This is a genomic window from Aquicoccus sp., from assembly GCF_041686535.1.
GTDB lineage: Bacteria > Pseudomonadota > Alphaproteobacteria > Rhodobacterales > Rhodobacteraceae > Aquicoccus.
This window is the reverse complement of the sequence record NZ_JAWLDS010000046.1, coordinates 1-23,255: the sequence shown is the minus strand read 5'-3', so window position 1 is coordinate 23,255 and position 23,255 is coordinate 1. Positions and strand designations below refer to the sequence as shown.

The 23,255-nt window shown below is 64.2% G+C and carries 19 protein-coding genes; 13 read left to right on the top strand and 6 right to left on the bottom strand.

Going from position 1 to position 23,255, the window contains the following annotated elements; all coding sequences use genetic code 11:
• From ACESL9_RS10795 to ACESL9_RS10750, 10 genes are all read left to right on the top strand, one after another.
• A partial coding sequence (locus ACESL9_RS10795; RefSeq protein ID WP_372674816.1) for a CocE/NonD family hydrolase occupies positions 1 to 1,910 on the top strand: 1,910 nt, incomplete at its 5' end.
• Positions 1,911 to 2,041: 131 nt separating this feature from the next.
• On the top strand, positions 2,042 to 3,625 hold the full coding sequence (locus ACESL9_RS10790) for an ABC transporter substrate-binding protein (RefSeq protein WP_372611533.1): 1,584 nt from the start codon (positions 2,042 to 2,044) through the stop codon (positions 3,623 to 3,625).
• Between the two features lies 1 nt (position 3,626).
• Entirely contained in the window at positions 3,627 to 4,586 is a 960-nt protein-coding gene (locus ACESL9_RS10785) for an ABC transporter permease (RefSeq protein ID WP_372611535.1), read from the top strand.
• Positions 4,586 to 5,401, top strand: a complete 816-nt coding sequence (locus ACESL9_RS10780) for an ABC transporter permease (protein ID WP_372611634.1) — start codon at positions 4,586 to 4,588, stop codon at positions 5,399 to 5,401. Before ACESL9_RS10785 ends, ACESL9_RS10780 begins: the two co-directional genes overlap by 1 nt.
• Positions 5,398 to 7,038: an ABC transporter ATP-binding protein gene (locus ACESL9_RS10775; RefSeq protein ID WP_372611537.1), complete on the top strand. Its 1,641-nt coding sequence runs from the start codon at positions 5,398 to 5,400 to the stop codon at positions 7,036 to 7,038. Before ACESL9_RS10780 ends, ACESL9_RS10775 begins: the two co-directional genes overlap by 4 nt.
• A gap of 195 nt (positions 7,039 to 7,233) precedes the next feature.
• Positions 7,234 to 9,915 carry a GNAT family N-acetyltransferase gene (locus tag ACESL9_RS10770; protein WP_372611539.1) on the top strand — a complete coding sequence of 894 codons (2,682 nt, stop codon included), beginning with the start codon at positions 7,234 to 7,236 and terminating at the stop codon, positions 9,913 to 9,915.
• Positions 9,916 to 9,964: 49 nt separating this feature from the next.
• Positions 9,965 to 10,882, top strand: coding sequence for a histone deacetylase family protein (locus ACESL9_RS10765; RefSeq protein ID WP_372611541.1), 918 nt, complete (start codon positions 9,965 to 9,967; stop codon positions 10,880 to 10,882).
• Positions 10,883 to 10,969: 87 nt separating this feature from the next.
• The gene (locus tag ACESL9_RS10760) at positions 10,970 to 11,857 is read left to right on the top strand and encodes a cation diffusion facilitator family transporter (RefSeq protein WP_372611543.1); all 888 of its coding nucleotides are present in this window, start codon (positions 10,970 to 10,972) and stop codon (positions 11,855 to 11,857) included.
• A gap of 63 nt (positions 11,858 to 11,920) precedes the next feature.
• Positions 11,921 to 12,757 (top strand): alkaline phosphatase family protein, encoded by an 837-nt coding sequence (locus ACESL9_RS10755; protein WP_372611545.1) that lies wholly within the window; start codon positions 11,921 to 11,923, stop codon positions 12,755 to 12,757.
• Between the two features lie 522 nt (positions 12,758 to 13,279).
• Positions 13,280 to 13,666 carry a hypothetical protein gene (locus ACESL9_RS10750; RefSeq protein ID WP_372611547.1) on the top strand — a complete coding sequence of 129 codons (387 nt, stop codon included), beginning with the start codon at positions 13,280 to 13,282 and terminating at the stop codon, positions 13,664 to 13,666.
• Positions 13,667 to 13,838: 172 nt separating this feature from the next.
• Here the strand turns inward: ACESL9_RS10750 and ACESL9_RS10745 are convergent, their stop codons facing one another.
• The 3 genes from ACESL9_RS10745 to ACESL9_RS10735 form a co-directional block, all read right to left on the bottom strand.
• Positions 13,839 to 14,864 carry a hypothetical protein gene (locus ACESL9_RS10745; RefSeq protein WP_372611549.1) on the bottom strand — a complete coding sequence of 342 codons (1,026 nt, stop codon included), beginning with the start codon at positions 14,862 to 14,864 and terminating at the stop codon, positions 13,839 to 13,841.
• A 91-nt stretch (positions 14,865 to 14,955) separates the two neighbouring features.
• Positions 14,956 to 15,168, bottom strand: coding sequence for a DUF2892 domain-containing protein (locus tag ACESL9_RS10740; RefSeq protein ID WP_372611551.1), 213 nt, complete (start codon positions 15,166 to 15,168; stop codon positions 14,956 to 14,958).
• 186 nt (positions 15,169 to 15,354) lie between these two features.
• Positions 15,355 to 16,983 (bottom strand): AMP-binding protein, encoded by a 1,629-nt coding sequence (locus ACESL9_RS10735; protein ID WP_372611553.1) that lies wholly within the window; start codon positions 16,981 to 16,983, stop codon positions 15,355 to 15,357.
• Positions 16,984 to 17,167: 184 nt separating this feature from the next.
• Here ACESL9_RS10735 and ACESL9_RS10730 point away from each other — a divergent pair, with 184 nt between their 5' ends.
• The 3 genes from ACESL9_RS10730 (at position 17,168) to ACESL9_RS10720 (ending at position 20,218) form a co-directional block, all read left to right on the top strand.
• Positions 17,168 to 18,094 (top strand): threonine-phosphate decarboxylase, encoded by a 927-nt coding sequence (locus tag ACESL9_RS10730; RefSeq protein WP_372611555.1) that lies wholly within the window; start codon positions 17,168 to 17,170, stop codon positions 18,092 to 18,094.
• Positions 18,091 to 18,987, top strand: coding sequence for an adenosylcobinamide-phosphate synthase CbiB (gene cbiB, locus ACESL9_RS10725; RefSeq protein ID WP_372611557.1), 897 nt, complete (start codon positions 18,091 to 18,093; stop codon positions 18,985 to 18,987). The genes ACESL9_RS10730 and cbiB overlap by 4 nt, the downstream gene beginning before the upstream one ends.
• Positions 18,988 to 19,048: 61 nt before the next feature.
• On the top strand, positions 19,049 to 20,218 hold the full coding sequence (locus tag ACESL9_RS10720; protein WP_372611560.1) for a lytic murein transglycosylase: 1,170 nt from the start codon (positions 19,049 to 19,051) through the stop codon (positions 20,216 to 20,218).
• Between the two features lie 194 nt (positions 20,219 to 20,412).
• Here ACESL9_RS10720 and ACESL9_RS10715 read toward each other — a convergent pair whose 3' ends face one another.
• The 3 genes from ACESL9_RS10715 to ACESL9_RS10705 all read right to left on the bottom strand — a co-directional run.
• Positions 20,413 to 21,768, bottom strand: a complete 1,356-nt coding sequence (locus tag ACESL9_RS10715) for an aspartate aminotransferase family protein (protein ID WP_372611636.1) — start codon at positions 21,766 to 21,768, stop codon at positions 20,413 to 20,415.
• A gap of 13 nt (positions 21,769 to 21,781) precedes the next feature.
• Complete coding sequence (locus ACESL9_RS10710; protein WP_372611562.1) at positions 21,782 to 22,444, bottom strand: HAD-IA family hydrolase; 663 nt, start codon at positions 22,442 to 22,444, stop codon at positions 21,782 to 21,784.
• Positions 22,441 to 23,255, bottom strand: an 815-nt coding sequence (locus tag ACESL9_RS10705) for an IclR family transcriptional regulator (protein ID WP_372674815.1), incomplete at its 5' end; no start/stop codon positions are given. The genes ACESL9_RS10710 and ACESL9_RS10705, both read right to left, overlap by 4 nt.

Genomic DNA, 23,255 nt, shown 5'->3' with positions numbered 1-23,255 from the left:
TGTCGTGCCGGGTCTGGCGGCCGGTGGATTGCCTGGACGATCCGGTGCCCGCGATTGTCGAACATCTGCCCTATCGCAAGCGTGACGGCACGGTGGCCCGCGACGAGATCACCCATCCGTGGATGGCCCGGCGCGGTTATGCCTGCGTCCGGGTGGACATGCGCGGCAATGGCGACAGTGACGGGTTGATGGAGGATGAATACACCCCGCAGGAACTGGCCGACGCGGTTTCGGTGATCGAGTGGCTGGTGGCGCAGCCCTGGTGCAACGGCCGCGTGGGCATGATGGGGATCAGCTGGGGCGGGTTCAACGGGTTGCAGGTCGCGCAACTGGCGCCTGAGCCGCTCAAGGCGGTCATCTCGCTTTGTTCGACGGTGGATCGTTTCAACGATGACATTCATTACAAGGGCGGTTGTCTGCTCAACGAGAACCTGGCCTGGTCCTCGACCATGTGGGCCTATTCGAGCCGACCGCCCGACCCGGCGCTGCGTGCGGACTGGCGCGAGGTCTGGCTTAAACGGCTGGAGACGGAGCCGTTCCTGTTGACCACGTGGCTCAGGCATCAGCGGCGCGACGAGTATTGGAAACATGGCAGTATCTGCGAAGACTATCCTGCACTGAGGGCCAGGGTGCTCGCGATCGGCGGTTGGGCCGATGGATACAAGAACGCGGTGCCCGCGATGGTGGAGAACCTGCCCGGTGCCAAGGGAATTGTCGGGCCGTGGGTGCATCTTTACCCGCATATTGCGCGCCCCGAGCCGCGGATCGGGTTCCTTCAGGTTGCCAAGCGCTGGTGGGACCGGTGGTTGAAGGACGTTGAGAACGGTGCCGAGGACGACCTGGCCTATCGCGCTTTCCTGATGGAGGGACACCGGCCAGACCGGGTGGCGCGGGAGCGCACGGGGCATTGGATCGCCGACGCCGCGACCCAGGGCGAGAAAGAGCGGTTCGCGCTGGGCGCGGGCGGTGTTCTGGGCGGCAACGGCGACGAGTCGGTGCGCGTGACCTCGCCCCAGACTTGCGGCATGGGGGGCAGCGAGTATTATGCCATCGGGCGAGGGCCGGAACTGTCGGGTGATCAGCGTGGCGACGATGCAGTATCGGCGGTTTGGGTTTCTCCGCCGCTGGGCGCGAGCCGCGATGTCGTGGGGGCGCCGGTGGTGCGGCTGCGCCTGTCGGCGGACAGGGCACAGGGGCAGATCGCGGTGCGGCTGAACCATGTGCACCCGGACGGGGTACGCACGCGGATCACCTATGGTGTGCTGAACCTGACCCATCGCAATGGCCACGCGGCGCCCGAGCCGATGGTGCCGGGTGAAGCGGTGGAGGTGGCGGTGGTGCTGGACCATATCGCCTATCGGGTGCCCGAGGGGCACAGGATCGCGGTGGCGGTGAGCACGGCCTATTGGCCGCTCTTGTGGCCTTCGCCCGAGCCGCTGGGCGTGACCATTGCGAGCGGGGGGCTGGAACTGCCGGTGCGGGCGCGGTCGGACGCGGATGAATGGGATTTCCCGCCGGTGGACGAGGATGTGACGCCCTGGGCCGCGGAAGAGTTGCGCGCGACTGAGAATATCCGCCGGGTGGAAGAGGATTTGTCGAGCGGTGATGTTGCCCTGATCATAGAGGATGATTTCGGAAAGTGGCGCGATCGGGATCATGGGCTGATCTCGGGAGGCAAGTCGCGCGAGCGATGGGTGATTCATCCCGACGATCCACTGGGCGCGCGGGGTGTCACCCACTGGACCGAGGAAACCGGACGCGGTGACCTGATGCTGCGGACCGAAACTTTTGCCGAAATGTGGTCGGATGCGCAGTTATTTCATGTTACTGCTCGTCTGGAAGCTTACGAAAATGACACATTGGTCTATCAAAAGGAAATGACAGACAGCATCCCGCGCGACGGAATGTGATCGGGCACGAGGCGAAGTTTTCCAGAAATTTCTTGAAGCCTCGGAGGGGATGCGGTTTGATTGACCGATGAGTTAAGAACGCGGGGTCGTCTGCCGATCGCCGTGAATCAAGAGCAACAAGGGAGACCTCGATGAAGAACTATCTCGATTACCTCAAGGTGAATGCGGCCATGGGCCGGATATCGCGCCGCGAATTCATGGGCCGCGCGGCGGCCGTGGGGGTGACGGCGGCGGCTGCCAACACGATGCTGGCCGAGGCGGTTCACGCGGCCGGGCCACAAAAGGGCGGCATCATGCGGCTGGGCCTTCAGGGCGGTTCGACCACCGACAGCCTCGATCCGGCGCTGGCCACCAACATGGTGGCGCTCATGGCGATCCGGCTTTGGGGTGAGAGCCTGACCGAGCTGGCCGATGACGGCAGCATTCAGGGCAAGGTCGCCGAGAGCTTCTCGGCCTCGGAAGATGCCAAGACCTGGACCTTCAAGATCCGCGAGGGCATCACCTTTTCCAACGGCAAGCCGGTGACCGCCGAAGATGTCGTCGCCACGATCGAGCGCCATTCGGATGATGAGGCCAAGTCGGGCGCGCTGGGCCTGTTGCGCGACATCGCCGACGTACGTGCCGATGGCGACAACGTGATCGTCGAACTCAGCAGCCCGAATGCAGACATGCCCTACATGCTGGGCGACTATCACCTCGCGATCCAGCCCAACGGTGGCAAGGATGCGCCCGACGCAGCGATCGGCACCGGACCTTACATCATCAAGGAAGCCGAGATGGGTGTGCGGATCATCGCCGAGAAGAACCCCGACTACTGGGGTGATATGGGCCATGCCGCCGAGATCGAGATTCTGGTGATCAACGACAACACCGCCCGGGTGGCGGCACTGCAATCGGGGCAGGTGGACATGATCGACCGGGTGCCGCCGCGCACCGCGGCGCGTGTCGCTCAGGCGCCCAACATCACCCTGCGCACGTCAGCCGGCCCTGGCCATTACGTGTTCATCATGCATTGCGACACGGAGCCCTTCGACAACAACGATGTGCGTATGGCACTGAAATACGGGATCAACCGGCAGGAATTGGTCGACAAGATCCTGCATGGCTATGGTTCGATCGGGAATGACACGCCGATCAATGCGTCTTACCCGCTCTATACCGAGTTCGAGCAGCGTGAATACGATCCCGACAAGGCCGCGTTCCACATGAAGAAATCGGGCTTTGAAGGGTCGATCCTGTTGCGCACGTCTGACAATTCGTTTCCCGGTGCGCCCGATGCCGCGGCGCTGTTCCAGGAAAGCTGTGCCGGGGCGGGGATCGATGTCGAGATCAAGCGCGAGCCCAATGACGGCTACTGGTCGGAAGTCTGGAATGCGAAGCCTTTCTGCACCTCCTACTGGGGTGGACGTCCGACACAGGACCAGATGTTCACCACGGCATACCTGTCCACCGCGGACTGGAACGACACGCGCTTTGAAAACGAGCAATTCGACCAGTTGCTGCTTGCGGCGCGGGCCGAGCTGGACGAGGCCAAGCGCACGCAGATGTATGCCGACATGGGTACGCTCGTGCGTGATGAAGGCGGCCTGATCTGCCCGATGTTCAACGACTTCCTCGATGCGACGACCGACAGGGTCGCGGGTTGGAAGGATGACGTGGCGGGCCAGCCCATGATGAACGCCTATGCACCGTTCCGGATGTGGGTCGTGTCATAAGATGTCGCCTGTGATAAGATTGCTGGCCCAGCGGATTTCGCTGGGCCTGCTTTTGCTCTTTTTCGTGTCGGTGTTGATCTTCGCCGGCACGATCATCCTGCCAGGAGACGTGGCGCAATCCATCCTTGGCCAATCGGCCACGCCCGAGGCGCTGGCCAATCTTCGCCGTGAAATGGGTCTGAACGATCCGCCGGTGCAGCGCTATTTTGCATGGCTGGGCGGTGTGCTTCAGGGCGATCTGGGCACGTCGCTTACGTCGGGGCGCGATATTGCCTCGTCGATGGGGTCGCGGCTCCAGAACACGTTGTTCCTGGCCTTCTGGGCGGCGCTGATTTCGGTGCCGCTGGCGATCTTCCTGGGCCTTCTGGCGGTGCGGTATCGCGACCGCTGGCCCGACAAGCTGATTTCCGGTGTCACGCTGGCGTCGATCTCGGTGCCCGAGTTTCTGATCGCCTATGTGGTGATGTTCTTTCTCGGGGTGAAATTTCGCCTGCTCAACCCGACGGCAATAGGGTTCAGGCCGGATGCGGATATATTCGCCAAGCTTGAAATGATCGCCCTGCCGGTGCTGGTTCTGACGCTTGTGATCCTTGCGCACATGATGCGGATGACGCGGGCGGCGATCCTCAACGTGATGCAATCGGCCTATATCGAGACGGCGGAACTCAAGGGGCTGACGATGTTCAAGATCATCTGGCGCCATGCCTTCCCGAACTCGATCGCGCCGGTGGTCAACGTGGTGATGCTCAACCTTGCCTATCTGGTCGTGGGCGTCGTGGTGATCGAGGTGGTGTTCGTCTACCCGGGAATGGGCCAATATCTGGTCGATCATGTGAGCAAACGCGACGTGCCGGTGGTGCAGGCCTGTGGCCTCGTCTTTGCGGCGGTCTATATCGGGCTGAATCTTGTGGCCGATATCGTTTCGATCCTGACCAATCCGAGATTGAGGCACCCGAAATGATCAAGACCATTCCAATGGCCGCGGTGGTCGGTCTGTTCTTCACCATCCTCTATTTCCTGATGGCGATCCTTGCACCCTGGATCGCGCCCTATGGCGTGGCCGAGGTTGTCGGAGACGTGTGGGAGCCGTCGAGCGCCGATTACTGGCTGGGCACAGACAATATCGGGCGCGACCTTCTCACCCGGATGATCTATGGCGGGCGCACGACGATCTTCATCGCCACGGTGGCGACATTCATCTCGTTCACCACCGGTTCGATCCTTGGTTTTCTGGCGGCGGTGATGGGAGGCTGGGTCGATCAGGTGCTGTCGCGCTTTGTCGATCTGATCATGTCGATCCCGCCGCTCATCTTTGCACTGGTGGTCCTGTCGGTGATGCCGGTCACGGTGCCGGTGCTGGTTCTGGTGATGGGTTTCCTGGATAGCACGCGGGTCTTTCGCCTGAGCCGGGCTGTCGCGGCGGATATCAACGTGATGGATTTCGTCGAGGCGGCCAAGCTGCGTGGCGAGGGGCGGGGCTGGGTCATCTTTCGCGAGATCCTTCCTAATGCGCTGTCGCCGCTGGTGGCGGAGATGGGGCTGCGCTTCATCTTCATGGTGCTGTTCATCTCGACGCTTTCATTCCTTGGGTTGGGTATCCAGCCACCTGCGGCCGATTGGGGCGGGATCGTGAAAGAGAATGCCGACGGGATCAATTACGGCATCGGTGCCGCGCTTTATCCGGCGGTAGCGATCGCGACGCTGGCAATCAGCGTGAACCTTGTCGCGGACTGGATCCTGAACCGAACGACAAGCCTGAAAGGGGGGCGGGGATGAGCAGCGATACGCTGGTAAAGGTGCGCGGCCTCAAGATCGGCGCGACGGTCTATCCGCCCGACGCTGCGCCGCATGACATCGATATCGTGCATGGTGTCGATTTCGAGCTCGAACGCGGCAAGGTACTGGGCCTGATCGGCGAGTCGGGCGCTGGCAAATCCACGATCGGACTGGCCACCATGGCCTATGGCCGCGGCGGGGTGAAGATCACCGGTGGCGAGGTCTGGATCAACGGGCGCGATATCCTGAAATCGCGGCTGCGCGATGTGCGGCGTCTGCGCGGTGGCGAAGTGACCTATGTCAGCCAGTCGGCGGCGGCCTCGTTCAACCCGGCCAAGAAGATCATGGATCAGGTGGTCGAGGCCTCCGTCGAGCATGGCAAGTTCTCGCGACGCAAGGCCGAGAAACGGGCGGTGGAGTTGTTTCGCAAGCTGGGCCTGCCCGAACCCGACAAGATCGGGAACCGCTATCCACACCAGGTATCGGGTGGGCAGTTGCAGCGTTGCATGACGGCCCTGGCCCTTTGCCCCGAGCCCGAGCTGGTGGTGTTCGACGAGCCCACCACCGCGCTCGATGTGACCACGCAGATCGACGTGTTGATGGCGATCAAGGAAGCGATCCGCGATACCGGGGTCGCGGCGATTTACATCACCCATGACCTCGCTGTGGTGGCGCAGGTCAGTGATGACATCATGGTGCTCAAGATGGGCGAGAAGGTGGAATATGGCACCGCCGAGCAGATCATCAATGCACCGCGCGAGGAGTATACCAAGGCGCTGGTTTCGGTACGGTCGATCGAGCATGAAGAGAAGGTGCCGAGCCCGGAGCCGGTGCTGCGATGCCAGAACATCACCGCGCGCTACACGGGGACGAATTTCGACGTCCTGCACAATGTGAGTGTCGATCTGAGCCCCGGTCAGACGCTGGCCGTTGTGGGTGAGAGCGGGTCGGGCAAATCGACATTGGCGCGGGTGATCACCGGTCTTTTGCCGCCGAGCACGGGGCGGATCGAGTTCGCCGGGCGCACCCTTGCACCGGACCTGCCCAGCCGGAGCCGCGAAGATCTGCGCGAATTGCAGATGATCTATCAAATGGCCGATGTCGCGATGAACCCGCGCCAGACCGTGGGCACGATCATCGGGCGGCCACTGGAATTCTATTTCGGCATGCGGGGCGAGAAAAAGCGCAAGCGGATTCAGGAATTGCTCGACCAGATCGAGATGGGGGCGGGATTCATCGACCGGTACCCGGCGGAATTGTCGGGCGGGCAGAAGCAGCGGGTCTGCATCGCGCGGGCACTGGCGGCCGACCCCAAGTTGATCATCTGCGACGAGGTGACGAGCGCGCTCGATCCGCTGGTGGCGGATGGAATTCTCAAGCTGCTGCTGAACCTTCAGAAGGTCGAGAACGTGGCCTATCTGTTTATCACCCACGATCTGGCGACGGTGCGGGCGATCGCGGATTCGATCGCGGTGATGTATCAGGGCAAGGTGGCGCGATACGGGACCAAGAGTGAGGTCATGAGCCCGCCATTCGACGATTACACCGACCTGTTGCTGAGTTCCGTCCCCGAGATGAAGTTGGGCTGGCTGGAAGAGGTTATCGCGAATCGCAAGATGGAAAGTGCGGGTAACTGAAAAGGTCCGGGCGGGGCGGTGGGCGTCCCGCGACCGGCCTCTGCCCGAGGACGGAGAATGTATCGCCTCGGGACAAGGTGACGTGCGGGCAAGTGGCGCCTGTCTTGATCTGGCGCAAGGATGATCGCAAGACGTCATGTATTTTGCACGTGCAGCATGATACTGTTGCGGCGCAGCAAAGGATGAGGCACGATCATGTTCAAACGCCCGCTCGAAACATTGTTCAATCCGCGTGGCATCGCGGTTTTCGGTGCCAGTGAGTCGTCCACGAGTGTCGGATCGAAGGTCCATGCCAATCTCATGGCCGGTGGGTTCGAGGGGCCGGTGGTGCCGGTCAATCCGAAATACGAAAGTGTGCGTGGGCAAGCTTGTTACAAATCCATTGCCGAAGTGCCCGACCGGATCGACGTTGCCGTGATCGCGACCCCGGCGGCGACGATCCCGGGCATCCTGAAGGATCTCGGCGCGGCGGGAATAGGCGCGGCGATCGTTCTTTCGGCGGGGTTTCGCGAGGTGGGCGAGGAGGGCCGCAAGCTCGAGGCGACGCTCAAGGAGGCGGCGCGCAAGGCGGGGGTCCGGTTCCTCGGCCCCAACTGCGTGGGGTTGGTACGTCCATGGCTGGGGATGAACGCGACATTCCTCAATTCCGACGCGCCCGAGGGTCGGCTGGCGGTGGTGTCGCAATCGGGCGCGCTGTGTTCGGCCATTGTTGACTGGGCAGGCCCCCATCATCTGGGGTTCTCGGCCATCGTCTCGCTGGGGAATTCGGCGGATGCGGATTTCGGCGATGTGCTGCATTTCCTTTCGACCGATCCCAAGACCGAGGCGATCCTGCTTTATGTCGAGGGGATCAACAATGCGCCGGGATTCTTGAGCGCATTGCGGATCGCGGCGCGCTCGAAACCGGTGATCGTGTTGAAGTCGGGGCGCCACGCGGCGAGTTCGAAGGCGGCGAACACCCATACCGGGGCGTTGATCGGTTCTGACGCGGTGTTCAATGCGGCGCTGTCACGCTCGGGCGCGGTGCGGGCCAGCACATTTGGCCAGCTTTTCGCCGCCGCCGAAATCCTGTCCGCGGGCAAACGGGCCGGGGGTAACCGCCTCGGCATTGTGACCAATGGCGGTGGTGCCGGGGTTCTGGCGGCTGACCGCGCAGGCGATCTGGGGCTCGATGTGGCGCCGATCACGGAAAACACCGTGAAGGCGCTCGACAAGATCCTGTCGCCCTATTGGAGCCATGGCAACCCGATCGACATCCTGGGCGATGCGTCGGCCGACGCCTATGGCATTGCTTTGAAGGCAAGCCTCGACGATCCCAATCTCGATGGGGTTCTGGTGATGTTGACCCCGCAGGCGATGACCGAGGCGAGCGCGGTGGCACAGGGGGTGGTTGACGCGGTGCCCAAGCGTGGCAAGAAGCCGGTTCTGGCCTGCTGGATGGGCGAATCCTCGGTTTCCGAGGGGCGGCGCATCCTGAGCGAGAACGGCATTCCCGATTTCATCACGCCCGAGCGCGCGGTCGAGGCGTTTTCCTATCTGGCGCAGCACCACCGGCACCAACGGCTGGCGCTGGAGGTGCCCGAGCCGTTGACGGAGGTGGCCGACCCGGACCTGATGGGCGCGCGGATGATCATCGACACGGCGTTGCGCGACGGGCGGCACATGCTCAACGATATCGAGAGCAAGGCGATCCTGCGTGCCTTCCGCATCCCCACCAACATGACGATCGAGGCCGACAGCGCCGGAGACGCGCTGGTTGCCGCCGAGACGGTGGGATTTCCCGTGGCGATGAAGATCCTGAGCCCGGACATCCCCCACAAGTCGGACGTGGGCGGCGTGATGCTCAACCTGATGACCGCGGGCGATGTGATGGCGGCGTGGCGCCAGATCACCGAGCGGGCGAAGGCGACGCGCCCCGAGGCGCGGATCGAGGGCGTCACGATCGAGCGGATGGCGCAGGTCGACGATGCGCGCGAACTGGTGATCGGCGCGAGCCGCGATCCGGTGTTCGGGCCGGTGATCATGTTCGGCGCGGGTGGCACGATGGTCGAGATCCTGCGCGACAACGCGGTGGCGCTGCCGCCGCTCAACGCGGTGCTGGCGAACCGGCTGATTGACCGGACGCGGGTGTCGCGATTGCTCGACGCGTTCCGCGACCGTCACGCGGTCAAGCGCGAGGCGGTGGTCGATGTTCTGATGCGGGTTTCGGACATGGTGTGCGAATTGCCAGAGTTGGTGGAACTTGACCTCAACCCGCTTTTTGCGGGGCCCGACGGGGTGCTATCGGTCGATGCGCGGATCGTGATCAAGCGGCCGCCGAGCAAGGACGGGCCTTATGACCACATGGCGATCCACCCCTATCCGCGTCACCTGATCAACGAGGTGCACCTGTCGGATGGACAGATCCTGACCATTCGGCCGATCCGGCCCGAGGACGCCGAATCGGAGCGCAATTTCGTGCGCGATCTGTCACCGCAGGCCAAGCGGTTCCGGTTCATGGGCACGATCAACGAATTGTCGGCCGAGATGCTCGCGCGGTTCACCCAGATCGACTATCGCACCGAGATGGCGTTGGTGGCGCTTGTGGGCGGAGAGGGCCGGCAGAAGCAGGTCGGCGTGGCGCGCTACGCGATCAATCCCGACCGGCGCAGTTGCGAATTCGCGGTCGTGGTAAATGACAAGGTCCAGCATCAGGGTATCGGGACCCGGCTGATGAAGGCGCTGATGGACGCTGCACGCGATCACGGGCTGGTGCTGATCGAGGGAACGGTGCTGCGCGAAAACAGCCAGATGCTGCACCTGATGGAGGAACTCGGCTTTCACAGCGAGCGTTCGGCGGACGATCCTGAGATCGTGGTGGTACAGCGGGAATTATAAGGTCATGCGCCCGTACCGGTGAACCGGCGCGGGCGCGGGAGGAGGAGACATGCTGGCATTCATTTCTCATGCCGATTGCATGGGGCATGACACGGGGGCACTTCATCCGGATCAGCCGGGCCGGATCTCGGCGATCGAGAACCAGTTGATCATGTCGGGGCTCGATTTCGTGCTGCGCCGGCTTGATGCGCCGAAGGTGACGCGGGCGCAGCTGGAGCGGGTGCATGACGCGAATTATCTCGACCGGATCTATTCGCTTGATCCGGTGACCGAGCCGGTCGAGATCGACGGTGACACGGTGATGTCCCCGGGCACGCTCCGCGCGGCAGAGCGGGCGGCGGGGGCTGGTATTCTGGGCGTCGATCTGATCATGGCGGGCGAGGTGCACGCGGCGTTCTGCGCGGTGCGCCCGCCTGGGCACCATGCCGAGCGGGGCCGCGCCATGGGGTTCTGCCTTTTTGACAATATCGCGGTGGCTGCCGCGCATGCGCTTGAGGCGCACGGGTTGAACCGGGTGGCGATCGTCGATTTCGACGTGCACCACGGCAACGGCACCGAGGATATTTTCCGCGATGAACCAAGGGTTTTGTTCTGTTCATCGTTCCAGCATCCGTTCTATCCGTTCACGGGCCACGCGTCGGATACCGCGAACCTTGTCGATGTTCCGTTGAGTGCGGGGGCGGGGAGTGCGGAGTTCCGCGCGGGCGTGCGCGATCACTGGCTGCCCGCGCTGGACGCCTTTGCGCCCGAGTTCCTTTTTATCTCGGCCGGATTCGATGCCCATGTGGCCGATGACATGTCGCATCTGCAACTGACCGATGACGACTATACCTGGGTTACGCAGGAGCTTCTGGCATTGGCGCGGCGCCATGCGGGCGGGCGCGTCCTGTCGATGCTGGAGGGCGGATACGAACAGGGTGCGCTCGCGCGTAGCGTGGTGGCGCATATGAATGTGCTGATCGGCTAGGGCAGCCCGGTTGAGGGTTGAAAAAGACGGGCCGGTCTGGTGAATGCCGGATCAATGGCCCCTACCGGGCCAACAGGAAGACGCGATATGGAGCGAACCCAGAAAATCGCCGCGGGCAGCATTCTGATCGGGTTGCTGGTTCTGGGACTCAAGCTGGTGGCCTGGGCGATGACCGGGTCGGTTGCGCTTCTTTCGGATGCGATGGAGAGCATCGTCAACGTGGCCACGGCGATTGCCGCACTGATCGCGATCCGGATCGCGGCACGTCCGGCCGACAGCAACCACCCCTATGGCCACCACAAGGCCGAGTTCTTCAGCGCGGTGCTGGAGGGGGTGCTGATCATCGTTGCGGCGCTGTTCATCCTGCGCGAAGCGGCGCAGGCATTCATGAACCCGCGGGCTCTGGATGCGCCGCTCGCGGGGTTGGCGGTCAACGTGGCCGCGAATATCGTCAACGGGATCTGGTGCTGGGTTCTGTTGCAGCAGGGGCGCCGGTTGCGCTCGCCCGCTTTGGTCGCCGATGGCAAGCACCTGCTGAGCGATGTCATCTCGTCTGTCGGCGTGGCGGCCGGCGTCTTGCTGGCGATCCTGACCGGTTGGGCGCTGCTCGATCCGATCCTGGCGGCGCTCGTGGCGGTCAACATCCTTTGGTCGGGCTGGAGGGTGGTTTCTGCCAGCCTGAGTGGGCTGATGGACGAGGCGGTGTCCGAGGGCGAGCTTGAGCAGATCAGGACGGTGATTTCCGACGCGGCGGAGGGCGCGATCGAGGCGCATGACCTAAAGACAAGACAGGCGGGGCAGGCGACCTTTATCGAGTTTCACCTGGTGGTGGACGGGGATACCTCGGTGACTTCGGCGCATGACATCTGTGACCGGATCGAGCGCGCCTTGCACGCGGAATTCGCGGATGCGCAGATTACCATACATGTCGAACCCGAGGACAAGGCCAAGCATTCGGGGGTCGTGGTGTTGTGACCGGACATTTGAGACGGGCGCAGAATCAAGGAAATGTGTTTTGATTTCATGGGAGTACAGGACATGGACGGAAAGCTCTTACTGATCATCCTCGACGGGGTGCCGCTGCGAAATTTCCGGCGGCTCTTCGGCAACCTCGAAGGCTGGGTCGAGAGCGGCGAAGCGCAGCGGTTTGTCCATCGCGCGGCGCTGCCGTCGATCTCGGCCAGTTGTTATGCCACGATCCACACCGGGGTTCCGGCGCAGGTGCATGGCTGCACCGGCAATGGCAACGTGTTCCTCCTGTCGCACCCGGACGTGTTTGCCCAGGTGCGCAAGGCGGGCGGTGTGACGGGGGCCGTGGCGCACAGTTTCTGGAGCGAGTTCTTCAACCGTTCGCCCTTCGATTACGTGCGCGATATCGAGTATGACGAGCCCGAGAGCGAGACCATCAACCACGGCCGGTTCCATTCGATGACGGGCTATGGACTGATCAACCAGATGACGCCTTCGGATGTCGATCTCTTTGCCACGCTGACCCGCCTTTGCCAGAGATTTTCGTTGAATTACGGGCTGTTGCACACATGCACGCTCGACAGCATGGGCCACAGGTTCTTCCACGAGAGCCAGGAAATGGATCACGCCTGCGCGGTGATGGACGAGATGCTGGCACCGTTCATTCCGAGGTGGCGGGCGGCGGGATACGAGGTCATCGTGACCGCCGATCACGGCCAGGACGAGCGCGGGCATCATGGCGGGCGGGGCGATTTGCAGCAGCTGACGGCGATGTATTACTTCGGCCCGGCGCAGGGGCCGGAGCGGGATACCGAGATCGCGCAGGTGCAGATCGCGCCCACCATCCTGAGCCGCCTTGGTGCCGAGATTCCCGAGACGATGAAGGGCGAGGTGTTCCTGCGGTGAACCCGGGCGGAGCCGCGGATTGACATTTCCCTGCCGCATCGTCCCGCCGGGTTAACGCGGGATTTCGGCGAAAAACTGGGGGGTGACATCCGGCTGCTGCCCGGCTGCCGGGCGTATGACATGCGAGGATGTGGATCGGGCGGCGCAAGAGGTTAACCTGTCCTGCCCAAAAAACTGAATCGCGAGGTTTCCCGCTCGCATAGTTTTGTGTTTCATCCTGATTGGGAGGATGAAACCTATCAGTATGTCGTCGTTGCTCCGGTTGCGGCCCTGCGCGGCGTCGGCCTTGGTCCGACTGTCGGTCGCCGTCTCAGCGATCAGACCGCGGGAGAGCGGTGGCCGACCGCCTCGGTTTTGGCGCCGCCGCGTAGCGAGGCGTGAAGCGGAAGGACATTGCGGTCCCCGCGCTGTGTGGCGGCGCTGGGGATCACGAGCCGGAAAATCCAACCCTTTCATGGATTCGAATCCTAAAATAACGTTCAATATCAATCGGGTTCGGAATATTGTAGAAAGGAGGAGATCGTGAAGTTTGGTCTTTTGGTAGCTTGCTTATCGGTTCTTGGGAACATTGCGGCTGCTGCGTGCCCTCCGTCACCGCCGCCTGCAAGCACTATCGACCTTCAGGAAGGTGACCAGCGAGTGAGCGCCGATTGGTTGGAGAAAACCTTGGTAGGCATGAAACTCAGGTTTGACGACGGAACCGAGCATTATAGAGAAGATGGATCATACCGCTACACGGCCTCAACGGGAGAGACTTACGACGCGCCGCATTACCAGTTCTACGATTCAGGGTTCCGGTGCATCGACTATCCGAATAATCCGCGTTTTGATTTCTACGTCGTCCACGATGGAAAACTGGTGCTCATTAACTATCAGGGGGGCCGATTTCCAGGTGAGCTTATGCGCTGACACGAGTGTATCGGCGGGGTTGATGGCGCTAGGTTATAAACGGTTGTGAGGCGGGCAATCGTTATTGCTTGGTTATAAACTGCCTCTTCCCTGTGATCGCGGACCCCCTTGCGCGCTTCGCGCTCTCGGGCGATTTGCGATGCATGACATGTCAGCTCTTTCCGGAAGCGCCTTAGCCACCGCAGATGCCCTGAAGCCTGAGCCAGTCCGCATCCGGGATCAGCGGCTCGGGCGCCTCGCTGGCGAACGGGTCGGCCTCGATCAGGCCGAGGGTGGTTTCGCCGGTGACGTCCCGGGCATAGGCATAGGGGGTCGAGCGCACGGACCAGCTCTCGAACCCGGCGAGCAGGGCCTCGTCCGTGAGCGGGGCAGGCCGTCCGGTGAGCAGGTGTTCGCCATAGCTGTCAAGCATCTCGTCGGAGAGTTGTCCGGTGGTCAGGAGGCGCAGGCTGGCCATCATGCCCAGGTGGTCGAGCATGCGGCGCAGCGGAGCGTCGATCTGGGCGCGCAGGTGTTCGGCGATGATATAGCCGGCCACCACGTCGGGTTCCTCGTGATCCTCGAACAGGCTGCGATTGAGCAATACGATGTTGCCGGGCAGATGCGCCGCGTCGCGCACCCCTCCACGCAGCGCGACAAGGCGTGCGGGCCCCCGGGGCGCGGGCAGTCGGGCCGAGAGGCGGTTCAGCGCCGGCAGGGCCTGTGGGTCGCTGCAGGGGCTTCCGGCGACGCGCCGGATTCGCGAGAGCAGGGCGGAGCCGATCTCGCTGCGCTTGACCTCGGGAACGACGCCGACCGCGTGCTCGCGCAGCGCCCCGGGGAGCCAGAAGATGCCGAGCGCGACGATGACAGCGACCGAAACTCCGAACCCCATCAGGCGCAGGCGCCCGGGTCGGGGGCGGGCGCGCTCGACCGCCGTGCGCAGGGTTTCGATGGCGCCGATCATCTCGGTCTCGTCCTCGGACAGCTCCAGGGTTTCCCCGGGATCACCATCGGGATGGAAGAGGGCCGGATGCTGGCCGGGATTGGCGCGTGCGATGGCGGGGATCGACCAATGCGCGAGCGCCTGCTCATTCCTGTCGGAGATGGTAAGCGTCGCCTCGCCGATCGAGACGATCACCTCGCGGCGCTGGTCGTCCGGCGTGGGACGCCACAGACCGGTGGCCTCGATCCGGTCATATGCACTGAGTGCGGTCATGTTCGGGCCTGCCCTGCCTCGTTCGTTGAAACGTTAGCATGGGCGGGACAGGGGGGGCAATTGGCAAGCCCTCATGTCGTGTGCGTCGGGATCAGGCGCAGCCTTTTCCGGTGCCTTCGAGTTTGAAGCCCAGCTTGCGGAAGATGGCCGCGGCGGGACAGAGGCCGGTGAAGGCAGATTGGAAGAGGTTGGCGCCGACGAAGACGGTGAGCCAGACAAAGGCGGGGTGGACGAAATAGGTGAGCACCAGCGAGAGCAGCACCATGAAGCCGGCGAATGCCATGACGGCCTGGGAAACGGTCATTGTCGTGATCCTTTCGAGACGATTCCATAATTACATTCCAGATATGGAATATTTTGGCGGATCGCAAGGGGCAGGTGGTCGCAGGCTGAATGTGGGCCTGTTCCGGCCTTGAGCCGGGGCCTATGACAAAGGGGGGCGGCCCCGGCTCAAGGCCGGGAGGGGTGTTCCAAGCAAACGTGGCAGGCCCTACCCGTCCGTGAGCGTCTTGCGCAGTTCGAATTTCTGGATCTTGCCGGTCGAGGTCTTGGGCAGTTCGGTAAAGATCACCTGTTTGGGGGTCTTGAAGCCAGCCAGTTTGGTTCGCGCGAAGGCGATGATTTCGTCCTCGGTGACCTCGGCGCCGCGCTTCAATTCGACGAAGGCGCAGGGCACTTCGCCCCATTTCTGGTCGGGCCTGGCCACCACCGCGCAGAGCGACACGGCAGGGTGCATCATCAGCGCGCCCTCGACCTCGACGGAACTGACATTCTCGCCGCCCGAAATGATGATGTCCTTGGAGCGGTCGAGGATCTTCATGTAGGTATCGGGATGCTGGATGGCGAGATCGCCGGAGTGGAAATAGCCGCCGCGGAACGCCTCGGCTGTGGCTTGCGGATTCTTGTAATAGCCTTTCATCACGGCGTTGCCGCGGAACATGATCTCGCCCTGGGTGGTGGAATCCATCGGCACCTGTTGCATGGTCTCGGGGTCCATGACGGTGCTTTCCTCGATCATCGGCATCATGACGCCGGTGCGGGCCTTGATCTCGTAACGCTCTTCGTCGGGCAGGGCGTCCCATTCTGCCTTCCACGTGCATTCGGTGGCCGGGCCGTAGGTCTCGGTGAGGCCGTAGACCTGCGTCACGTTGAAACCCAGCGGTTCGATGGCGCGCAGCGTGGCGGCAGGGGGTGGGGCGCCGGCGGTGAAGACCTCGACCACGTGGTCGAAGGCGCGGCGTTCGTCGTCGCGGGCGTTGACGATGGCGTTGAGCACGATGGGCGCGCCGCCGAAATGGGTGACGCCCTCGTCGGCGATGGCGTCGTAGATGTTCTTTGCGGTGATGTCGCGGCAACAGACCACGGTGCCGCCCAGCAGTGGCATCATCCAGGTGTGGCACCAGCCGTTGCAGTGAAAAAGCGGCACGATGGTGAGGTATTTCGGGTGCAGCACCATGCGCCAGCTCACGACCTGGGCATAGGTGCTCAGGCAGGCGCCGCGATGGTGATAGACCACGCCCTTGGGCCGGCCGGTGGTGCCGGAGGTGTAGTTGAGCGCGATGCTCTCCCATTCGTCCTGGGGCATGATCCAGTCGAAACCGGGATCGCCCTGTGCCAGCAGATCCTCGTATTCGAGGTGGTCGCCGGTGGCGGGATAACCGGCCTGGGGGTCGGCGACCTCGACCACCCTGGGGGCGGGTGCGTCCATCTCGGCGATGGCTTTCATGACCAGCGGCAGGGCGGCGGTATCGACAAGCACGACCTTGGCGCCACCATGGCTGAGGATATAGGCGACGGTATCGGGATCGAGCCGCGTGTTGATCGCGTTGAGGATCGCGCCACAGGCGGGCACGCCGAAATGGGCCTCGGCCTGGGCGGGCAGGTTGGGGATGACGCTGGCCACCACGTCGCCCGGCGCGACACCGAGCCCTGCAAGCGCGGAGGCAAGACGGGTACAGCGCGCGTAATACTCGGCATAGGTCTTGCGGTGGCTGCCATAGACCACCGCAGGGTGATCGGCGAAGATGTCGCGTGCGCGCCGCAGATGCGACAACGGCGTCAGCGGCACGTGGTTCGCGGCGGTTTTTTCAAGCCCGGTTTCGTCGTTGAGCCAGCCCATTTCAATCCTCCCCCTGATTCCCGTTTCCGACAAATATCGGTTTCGAGACAGATTATTGCGCGAAACACGGGTTTGAAAGACCGGAAATATCACGATGAATGGAATCGGTATGGCGGCGTGTTGGCGCGCACTTGCCCGTCACCTGCGAATCCGGTTGAAGGGGCGAGGCGAGACGGGGGCGAGGATGCAGCAAGCGCGCGATCATGGCGGAGGTGTCGATGCCGCGCTGGCCCGGTGGGGCGGGGCGCGGAGCGATTGGATCGACCTTTCCACGGGGATCAACCCGGTGCCTTACCCGGTGGGTCGGGTATCGGACATGGCGTGGACGGCGTTGCCCGATGCGGGGGCAGAGGCGCGGCTCATTGCTGCGGCGCGGACGTTCTGGCGTGTACCGGAGGGGGTGGAGATCGTGGCGGCGCCGGGGGCATCGGCGATCATCGCGGCGCTGCCTGGGCTGTGGCGCTTGGGCCGTGTCGATGTGCCGGGGCCGACCTATAACGAGCACGAGGCGGCCTTTCGCGCCGGTGGCTGGGAAATCGGACCCGGGGGCGAGGCGCGGGTGATCGTGCATCCCAACAACCCGGACGGACGGCTTTGGTCGGCGGACGCGTTGACCGCGCCGCGCATGGTGATCGACGAGAGCTTTTGCGACGTGGCGCCGGGGCACTCGCTGGTGGGAGCGGCCGGGCCGGGGCGCATCGTGCTCAAGAGTTTCGGCAAGTTCTGGGGGCTGGCCGGCCTGCGGCTGGGGTTCGCGATCGGGGCGCCCGAGGAGATGGCGCGGCTGCGCGCGCGGCTGGGGCCGTGGGCGGTGTCGGGTCTGGCGCTGGAGATCGGCGCGCGGGCGCTGGAGGATCGCGCATGGGCCGAGGCGACACGCCAGCGGCTCGCTGCGGATGCCGCGCGGCTTGACGGGTTGATGGCGGCGCATGGCGTGCTGGTGGGTGGCACCGACCTCTTTCGGCTTTACGAGGTGGTGGATGCGGCGGCGTTTCAGGACCGGCTGGGACGGGCGCATGTATTGAGCCGGATCTTTCCCTATTCAGATCACTGGCTGCGCCTTGGCCTGCCGGGGCCGGAGGGGTGGGCACGGCTGGAGGCGGTGCTGTGAGCCTTGTGCTGGGATTGATTCTCGACGCGCTTTTCGGCGAGCCGCGCGCGGTCTGGGCCCGGGTGCCACACCCGGCCGTTCTGATGGGGCGGGCCGTGGGGTGGTGTGACGCGCGGTTCAACCGGGGCGAGGCGCGGCGGGCGCGGGGTGTCGCGGTGATGGTGGCGCTGGGGCTTGGCGCGTGGTGGCTGGGTGCGATCTTGCAGGCGCTGGGCGGGCTGGTCGAGGCGCTGGTGATCGCGGTGCTGGTGGCGCAGCGGTCGCTGGTCGATCACGTGCGCGCGGTGGCCGATGGGTTGCGCCTGTCGTTGGGCGAGGGGCGGCGCGCGGTGGCGATGATCGTGGGGCGCGACACCGCCGCGATGAACGAGGGCGCGGTGGCGCGCTCGGCGATCGAGAGCGCGGCGGAGAATTTCAGCGACGGGGTGCTGGCGCCGGTGTTCTGGTACCTGGTGGCGGGGTTGCCGGGGCTCTTGCTTTACAAGATGACCAACACCGCAGACAGCATGATCGGGCATCGCACCGCGCAGCATGAGGCGTTTGGCTGGGCGGCGGCGCGGTTCGACGATGTGCTCAATCTCATCCCCGCGCGGCTTGCGGCGCTCTTGATCGCGGGGCTTTACGGACAATGGGGTGCATGGCGCGACATCGTGACGGATGCGCGGCGGCACCGCTCGCCCAACGCGGGCTGGCCCGAGGCGGCGATGGCGCGGGCGCTTGGCGTGGCGCTGTCGGGGCCGCGCTCCTACGGCGGCGAGATGCGCGCGTTTGCCTGGGTAAACGGTGGCGGTCTGCGCGACCCGGGGGAGCCAGAGATCGAGGCCGCCGCCATTGCGCTTTGGCGGGCCTGGGCGGTGGTTCTGGGGATTGCCGTGGTGGTATGGGTTTCGTGACTGGCCGTCGATGTGACACGTGTTAAGATGTTGACAGGAATTTCATGCCAAGAGGTTGAACATGCGTCTTTTCTCCTTGCTCGTGATTGCGTTTCTGACTGCCGGGCCGGTTTCGGCCCAGGGCGTTTGCGGCGGCTCATTCTCCGGCTTTGTCGAGGAACTTGGTCGCGAGGCGGTGGGGCGGGGGCATGACCCGGACACGGTGGCGCGGTTCTTCTCGTCGGTGCGCCAGGACCCCAAGGTGCTGGCGGCGGACCGGCGGCAGGGGGTGTTCCAGATGGATTTCACCTCCTTCGCGCGGCGGCTGATCTCTTCCAACCGGCTTGATACCGGGCGGGCCAAGGCGCGGGAATTCGCGGACCTGTTCGACCGGATCAAGGCGGAATTCGGCGTTTCACGCGGGGTGCTCCTCGCGTTCTGGGCGTTCGAGACGGATTTCGGCGGGTTCCAGGGCGATTTCAACACGCGCGACGCACTGGTGACGCTGGCGCATGATTGCCGGCGGCCGCATCTCTTCCGGCCACAGATATTCGCGGCACTTGAGCTTTACGAACGTGGCGATTTCGACCCGGCGCGCACCACCGGGGCCTGGGCGGGCGAGATCGGGCAGGTGCAGATGCTGCCGCGTGATATCCTTGAAAACGGGGTCGATGGCGACGGTGACGGGCAGGTGCGGCTCAGGGCCTCGGCGGCGGATGCGCTGATGTCGGGGGGCAAGATGCTGCAAAACCTGGGCTGGCGCGCGGGTGAGCCATGGTTGCAGGAGGTGGTCGTGCCGGGCGGGTTCGACTGGTCGAAAGCGGGGCTCGAGACGCAGTTGCCCGCCAGTGAATGGGTGGCGCTTGGGGTTCAGGCGCGCGAGGGGCGGCTCGCCGATCTGCCGGGCTCGCTCATCCTGCCGCAGGGGCGGGGCGGGCCGGCCTTTCTGACCTATCCGAATTTCCGGGTGTTTTTCGAGTGGAACCAGAGTTTCACCTATGTGCTGACCGCGGCCTATTTCGCCACGCGCCTTGAAGGCGCGCCGGAGTTCGACCCCGGCGACCCGGCGCCGGGGCTTTCGGGGGACGAGATGAAGGCACTTCAGCGCAAGCTCGATGCACGGGGGTTCGACGTGGGCGAGATCGACGGCATCCTGGGCGCGGGCACCCGGGCAGCTGTGCGCGAGGTGCAGGGCGAGCTTGGGCTGCCGGAGGATGGCTGGCCCACGCGGGAGTTGCTTGGGCGGTTGTAGGGGCGGTCAAGCCCGAACAGCGCGCGCAGCGCGCCGGGCGAGCGCCGAACCGGCCCACGGGCCGGCGCTTTGGATGGGTTGCGCGCTGTTCGGGGCGACGGATGGCGTTTCGGGATAAGTTGCGGGATGAAGGGTGCGACGCGGCTGTCGGAGCGCCAGCCCCCGGTCCGGCGCTCGCCCTTTGTGCCAAATCTTCAGGCGGTGCCCGCGAACCCCGCATCGAGCGCCGATAGGATGGTCTGCACATCTTCGGAGGTGAGCACCAGCGGCGGCGAGAGGATGATGTTGGGGCCCGAGACGCGCACCATGGCACCTGCGCGATAGGCGCCCTCCTGCACCGCGTTGATGGTCTTCTTGTCGATGGGCGCCTTGGTGGCGCGGTCGGAGACGAGTTCGAGCGCGCACATGAGGCCATGACCGCCGCGCACATCGCCGATGATGTCGTGTTTACCCTGAAGGGCGAGGAGACCGTCATGGAGTTCGCGGCCCCGCGCGGCGGCGTTTTCATTGACCTTGAGGCGCTTGGTCTCGGCCAGGCAGGCCAGTGCGGCGGCGGCGCCGACCGGGTGGCCGGAATAGGTATAGCCATGGCCGATGGCCGCGCGGCCGGTTTCGTCCGTCTCGAAGGTCTGGGCGACATGTTCGGCGATCATCACCGCGCCGAACGGGAAATAGCCGTTGGTGATGGCCTTGGCGGTGCACATGAGGTCGGGCTGCACGCCCCAGTGGCGCGATCCGGTCCATGACCCGGTGCGGCCGAAGGCGGTGATCACCTCGTCCGCGATCAGCAGGATACCGTGGCGCGAACAGATTTCGCGCACGCCGGGCATGAAGCTTGCGTGCGGGGGAATGACGCCGCCCGCGCCGAGCACCGGCTCCATGATCAGCGCGGCGATGGTGCCGGCGCCCTGGAACGCGATCTCGTCCTCGAGCGCGGCGAGGCAGAGCTGGGCCAGTCGCTCGGGGTCGGACTCGTTGAAGGGATTGCGATAGGTATAAGGCGCGGGGATGTGGAAGCAGCCGGGCAGAAGCGGTTCGTAAGCGGTGCGGAAATTGGCGTTGCCGTTGACCGAGGCGCCGCCGAAATGGGTGCCGTGATAACCCTTTTTCAGGCTGAGATACTTGGTGCGCCCGCCCTCGCCACGGATCTTGTGATACTGACGGGCGAGGCGCAGGGCGGTTTCCACGCTGTCTGAGCCGCCCGAGGTATAGAAGGCGCGGGTGAGGCCGTCGGGGGCAAAGAAATCGCGCAGTTCCTCGGCCAGTTCGATCACCGCGTCATTGGTGGTGCCGCGAAAGATCGAGTAATAGGGCAGGCGGTCGAGCTGGCCCGAGATCGCGTCCTTTACCGGTTGGCAGGAAAAGCCCAGATTGACGTTCCAGAGGCCGCCCACGCCATCGACGACGGTATGGCCATCGACATCCGTGATGGTGACACCGGATGCATCGGTCACGATGGTCGGCGGGTTGGCGAGGCTGTCGGCAGGATGCGCCATCGGGTGCCAGAGCGAACGCGCGTTCTTTTCCTTGAGGAAATTGCCGTCTTTCATGTCATCCATCCTTTCATTCAAGGCCGAGAAGGCGGAGCGCCTCGGCGTAGCTGCTGCCCGGGCGGGCGACGTCGAAATGCACGGTTTGCAGGCCGATGTCGCGTGCGCCCTCGATGTTGCGTTGCTGGTCATCGACAAAGACGCAGGACGCGGCCGGCAGGGCGAGCGCGTCGAGCACGGCGCTATAGGCGCGCGGGTCGGGTTTGAGGATGCTGGTATGGGTGGCGTCGATGATGACCTCGAAATCCGCCAGGAAGGACAGCTTGTCGCGGAAATCGGCGCCGTAGAAGAGGTCGAGCTCGTTCGACAGGATCGCAAGGCGGATACCGGCGGATTTGCAGGTGGCGAGCGTTTCGCGAAACTCGGGGCGGATCACCGCGTCGGGGTCGGCGCCACGGGCGGCGCGGACGAACTGGCGCATCTCGGTCCAGTGTTCACCGATCAGCGCGCCCACTTCGCGGGTGCGTTCGAGCCAGTAGTCGCGTTCGGTAATGCGCCCTGCCTGCATCGCCTGCCAGAGCCCGTCGCTTTCGGGGTGGAACGGCCCGAACCATGTGAGTGTGCCGGGGCCGAGGCCAAGGGCGCGTTCGGTTTCGTCATGGGTTTCGAACAGGGTGCGCGAGATCACCCCGCCGAAATCGAGGATCAGGGCGCGGTCTGTCGTGGTATCGGTCATGCGGCCTCCTCTCTTTGGAATCCGTCGGGCAGAAAGCCGCCCATCAGCCGGGTGAGACGCAGCCCGTGGTGGCGCAGCGCGCGGCGGATCAGGGCCTGATGTTCGGGGGTCATGCGGGCCGAGGGCGCGGCAACGGCGATGGCGCCAATTACCCGGGTGTCGGAATCAAAGAGCGGCATGGCATGGGAATGGACATCATCCTCGAACCCGCCGACGCATTGCGACATGCCGGTTTCGCGCACGCGGGTCAGCGTGGCGCGGATCGTGGCCGGGTCTGTGACGGTGAGCGAGGTGCGTTTTTCCAGCGGGCGGGCAAGCATCGCGTGGGTGAACTCCGGCGGCGAAAAGGCGAGTACCGCAAGGCCCGAGGCCGTGTTGTGAAAGGTCAGTTGCTCGGCGTCCTCCATGGTGACGCGGGTGCCGTGGAGCGGCGCATAGGCATAGGTGAGGGTGACGAGCGTGTCGCCCTGCGTGAGCGAGACATGGGTCGTCTCATGCGTTTCGGCGCTGAGATCGGCGAGCACCGTCTGGGCCAGGTCGCGCATCGGCACGGCGGCCTCGCGCAGGGCCGCGAGGCGCAGGAAGGCCGGGCCGAGGCGGTATTCGCGTGCCGATCCGGTCTGTTCGACGAATCCCTGCGCCTGCAATTCGGTGAGCAGCCGGTGCACCGTGGCCTTGTTGAACCCGGACAGGCGCGCCAGTTCGCTCAGCCCGATCGTGCTGCGCGAGCGATTGAAAAAGTCCAGCAGGGACAAGGCTTTGGCGACGGTTCCCATCGGTGGTGGCGAGTCTTTCGTGGTTGTTTTCAATT

Bases quoted from the DNA above. Each gene is read 5' to 3' on its own strand.
- ACESL9_RS10790 (WP_372611533.1), top strand. From the start codon at position 2,042: ATGAAGAACTATCTCGATTACCTCAAGGTGAATGCGGCCATGGGCCGG.
- ACESL9_RS10785 (WP_372611535.1), top strand. From the start codon at position 3,627: ATGTCGCCTGTGATAAGATTGCTGGCCCAGCGGATTTCGCTGGGCCTG.
- ACESL9_RS10775 (WP_372611537.1), top strand. From the start codon at position 5,398: ATGAGCAGCGATACGCTGGTAAAGGTGCGCGGCCTCAAGATCGGCGCG.
- ACESL9_RS10770 (WP_372611539.1), top strand. From the start codon at position 7,234: ATGTTCAAACGCCCGCTCGAAACATTGTTCAATCCGCGTGGCATCGCG.
- ACESL9_RS10765 (WP_372611541.1), top strand. From the start codon at position 9,965: ATGCTGGCATTCATTTCTCATGCCGATTGCATGGGGCATGACACGGGG.
- ACESL9_RS10760 (WP_372611543.1), top strand. From the start codon at position 10,970: ATGGAGCGAACCCAGAAAATCGCCGCGGGCAGCATTCTGATCGGGTTG.
- ACESL9_RS10755 (WP_372611545.1), top strand. From the start codon at position 11,921: ATGGACGGAAAGCTCTTACTGATCATCCTCGACGGGGTGCCGCTGCGA.
- ACESL9_RS10745 (WP_372611549.1), bottom strand. From the start codon at position 14,864: ATGACCGCACTCAGTGCATATGACCGGATCGAGGCCACCGGTCTGTGG.
- ACESL9_RS10740 (WP_372611551.1), bottom strand. From the start codon at position 15,168: ATGACCGTTTCCCAGGCCGTCATGGCATTCGCCGGCTTCATGGTGCTG.
- ACESL9_RS10735 (WP_372611553.1), bottom strand. From the start codon at position 16,983: ATGGGCTGGCTCAACGACGAAACCGGGCTTGAAAAAACCGCCGCGAAC.
- ACESL9_RS10730 (WP_372611555.1), top strand. From the start codon at position 17,168: ATGCAGCAAGCGCGCGATCATGGCGGAGGTGTCGATGCCGCGCTGGCC.
- ACESL9_RS10720 (WP_372611560.1), top strand. From the start codon at position 19,049: ATGCGTCTTTTCTCCTTGCTCGTGATTGCGTTTCTGACTGCCGGGCCG.
- ACESL9_RS10715 (WP_372611636.1), bottom strand. From the start codon at position 21,768: ATGAAAGACGGCAATTTCCTCAAGGAAAAGAACGCGCGTTCGCTCTGG.
- ACESL9_RS10710 (WP_372611562.1), bottom strand. From the start codon at position 22,444: ATGACCGATACCACGACAGACCGCGCCCTGATCCTCGATTTCGGCGGG.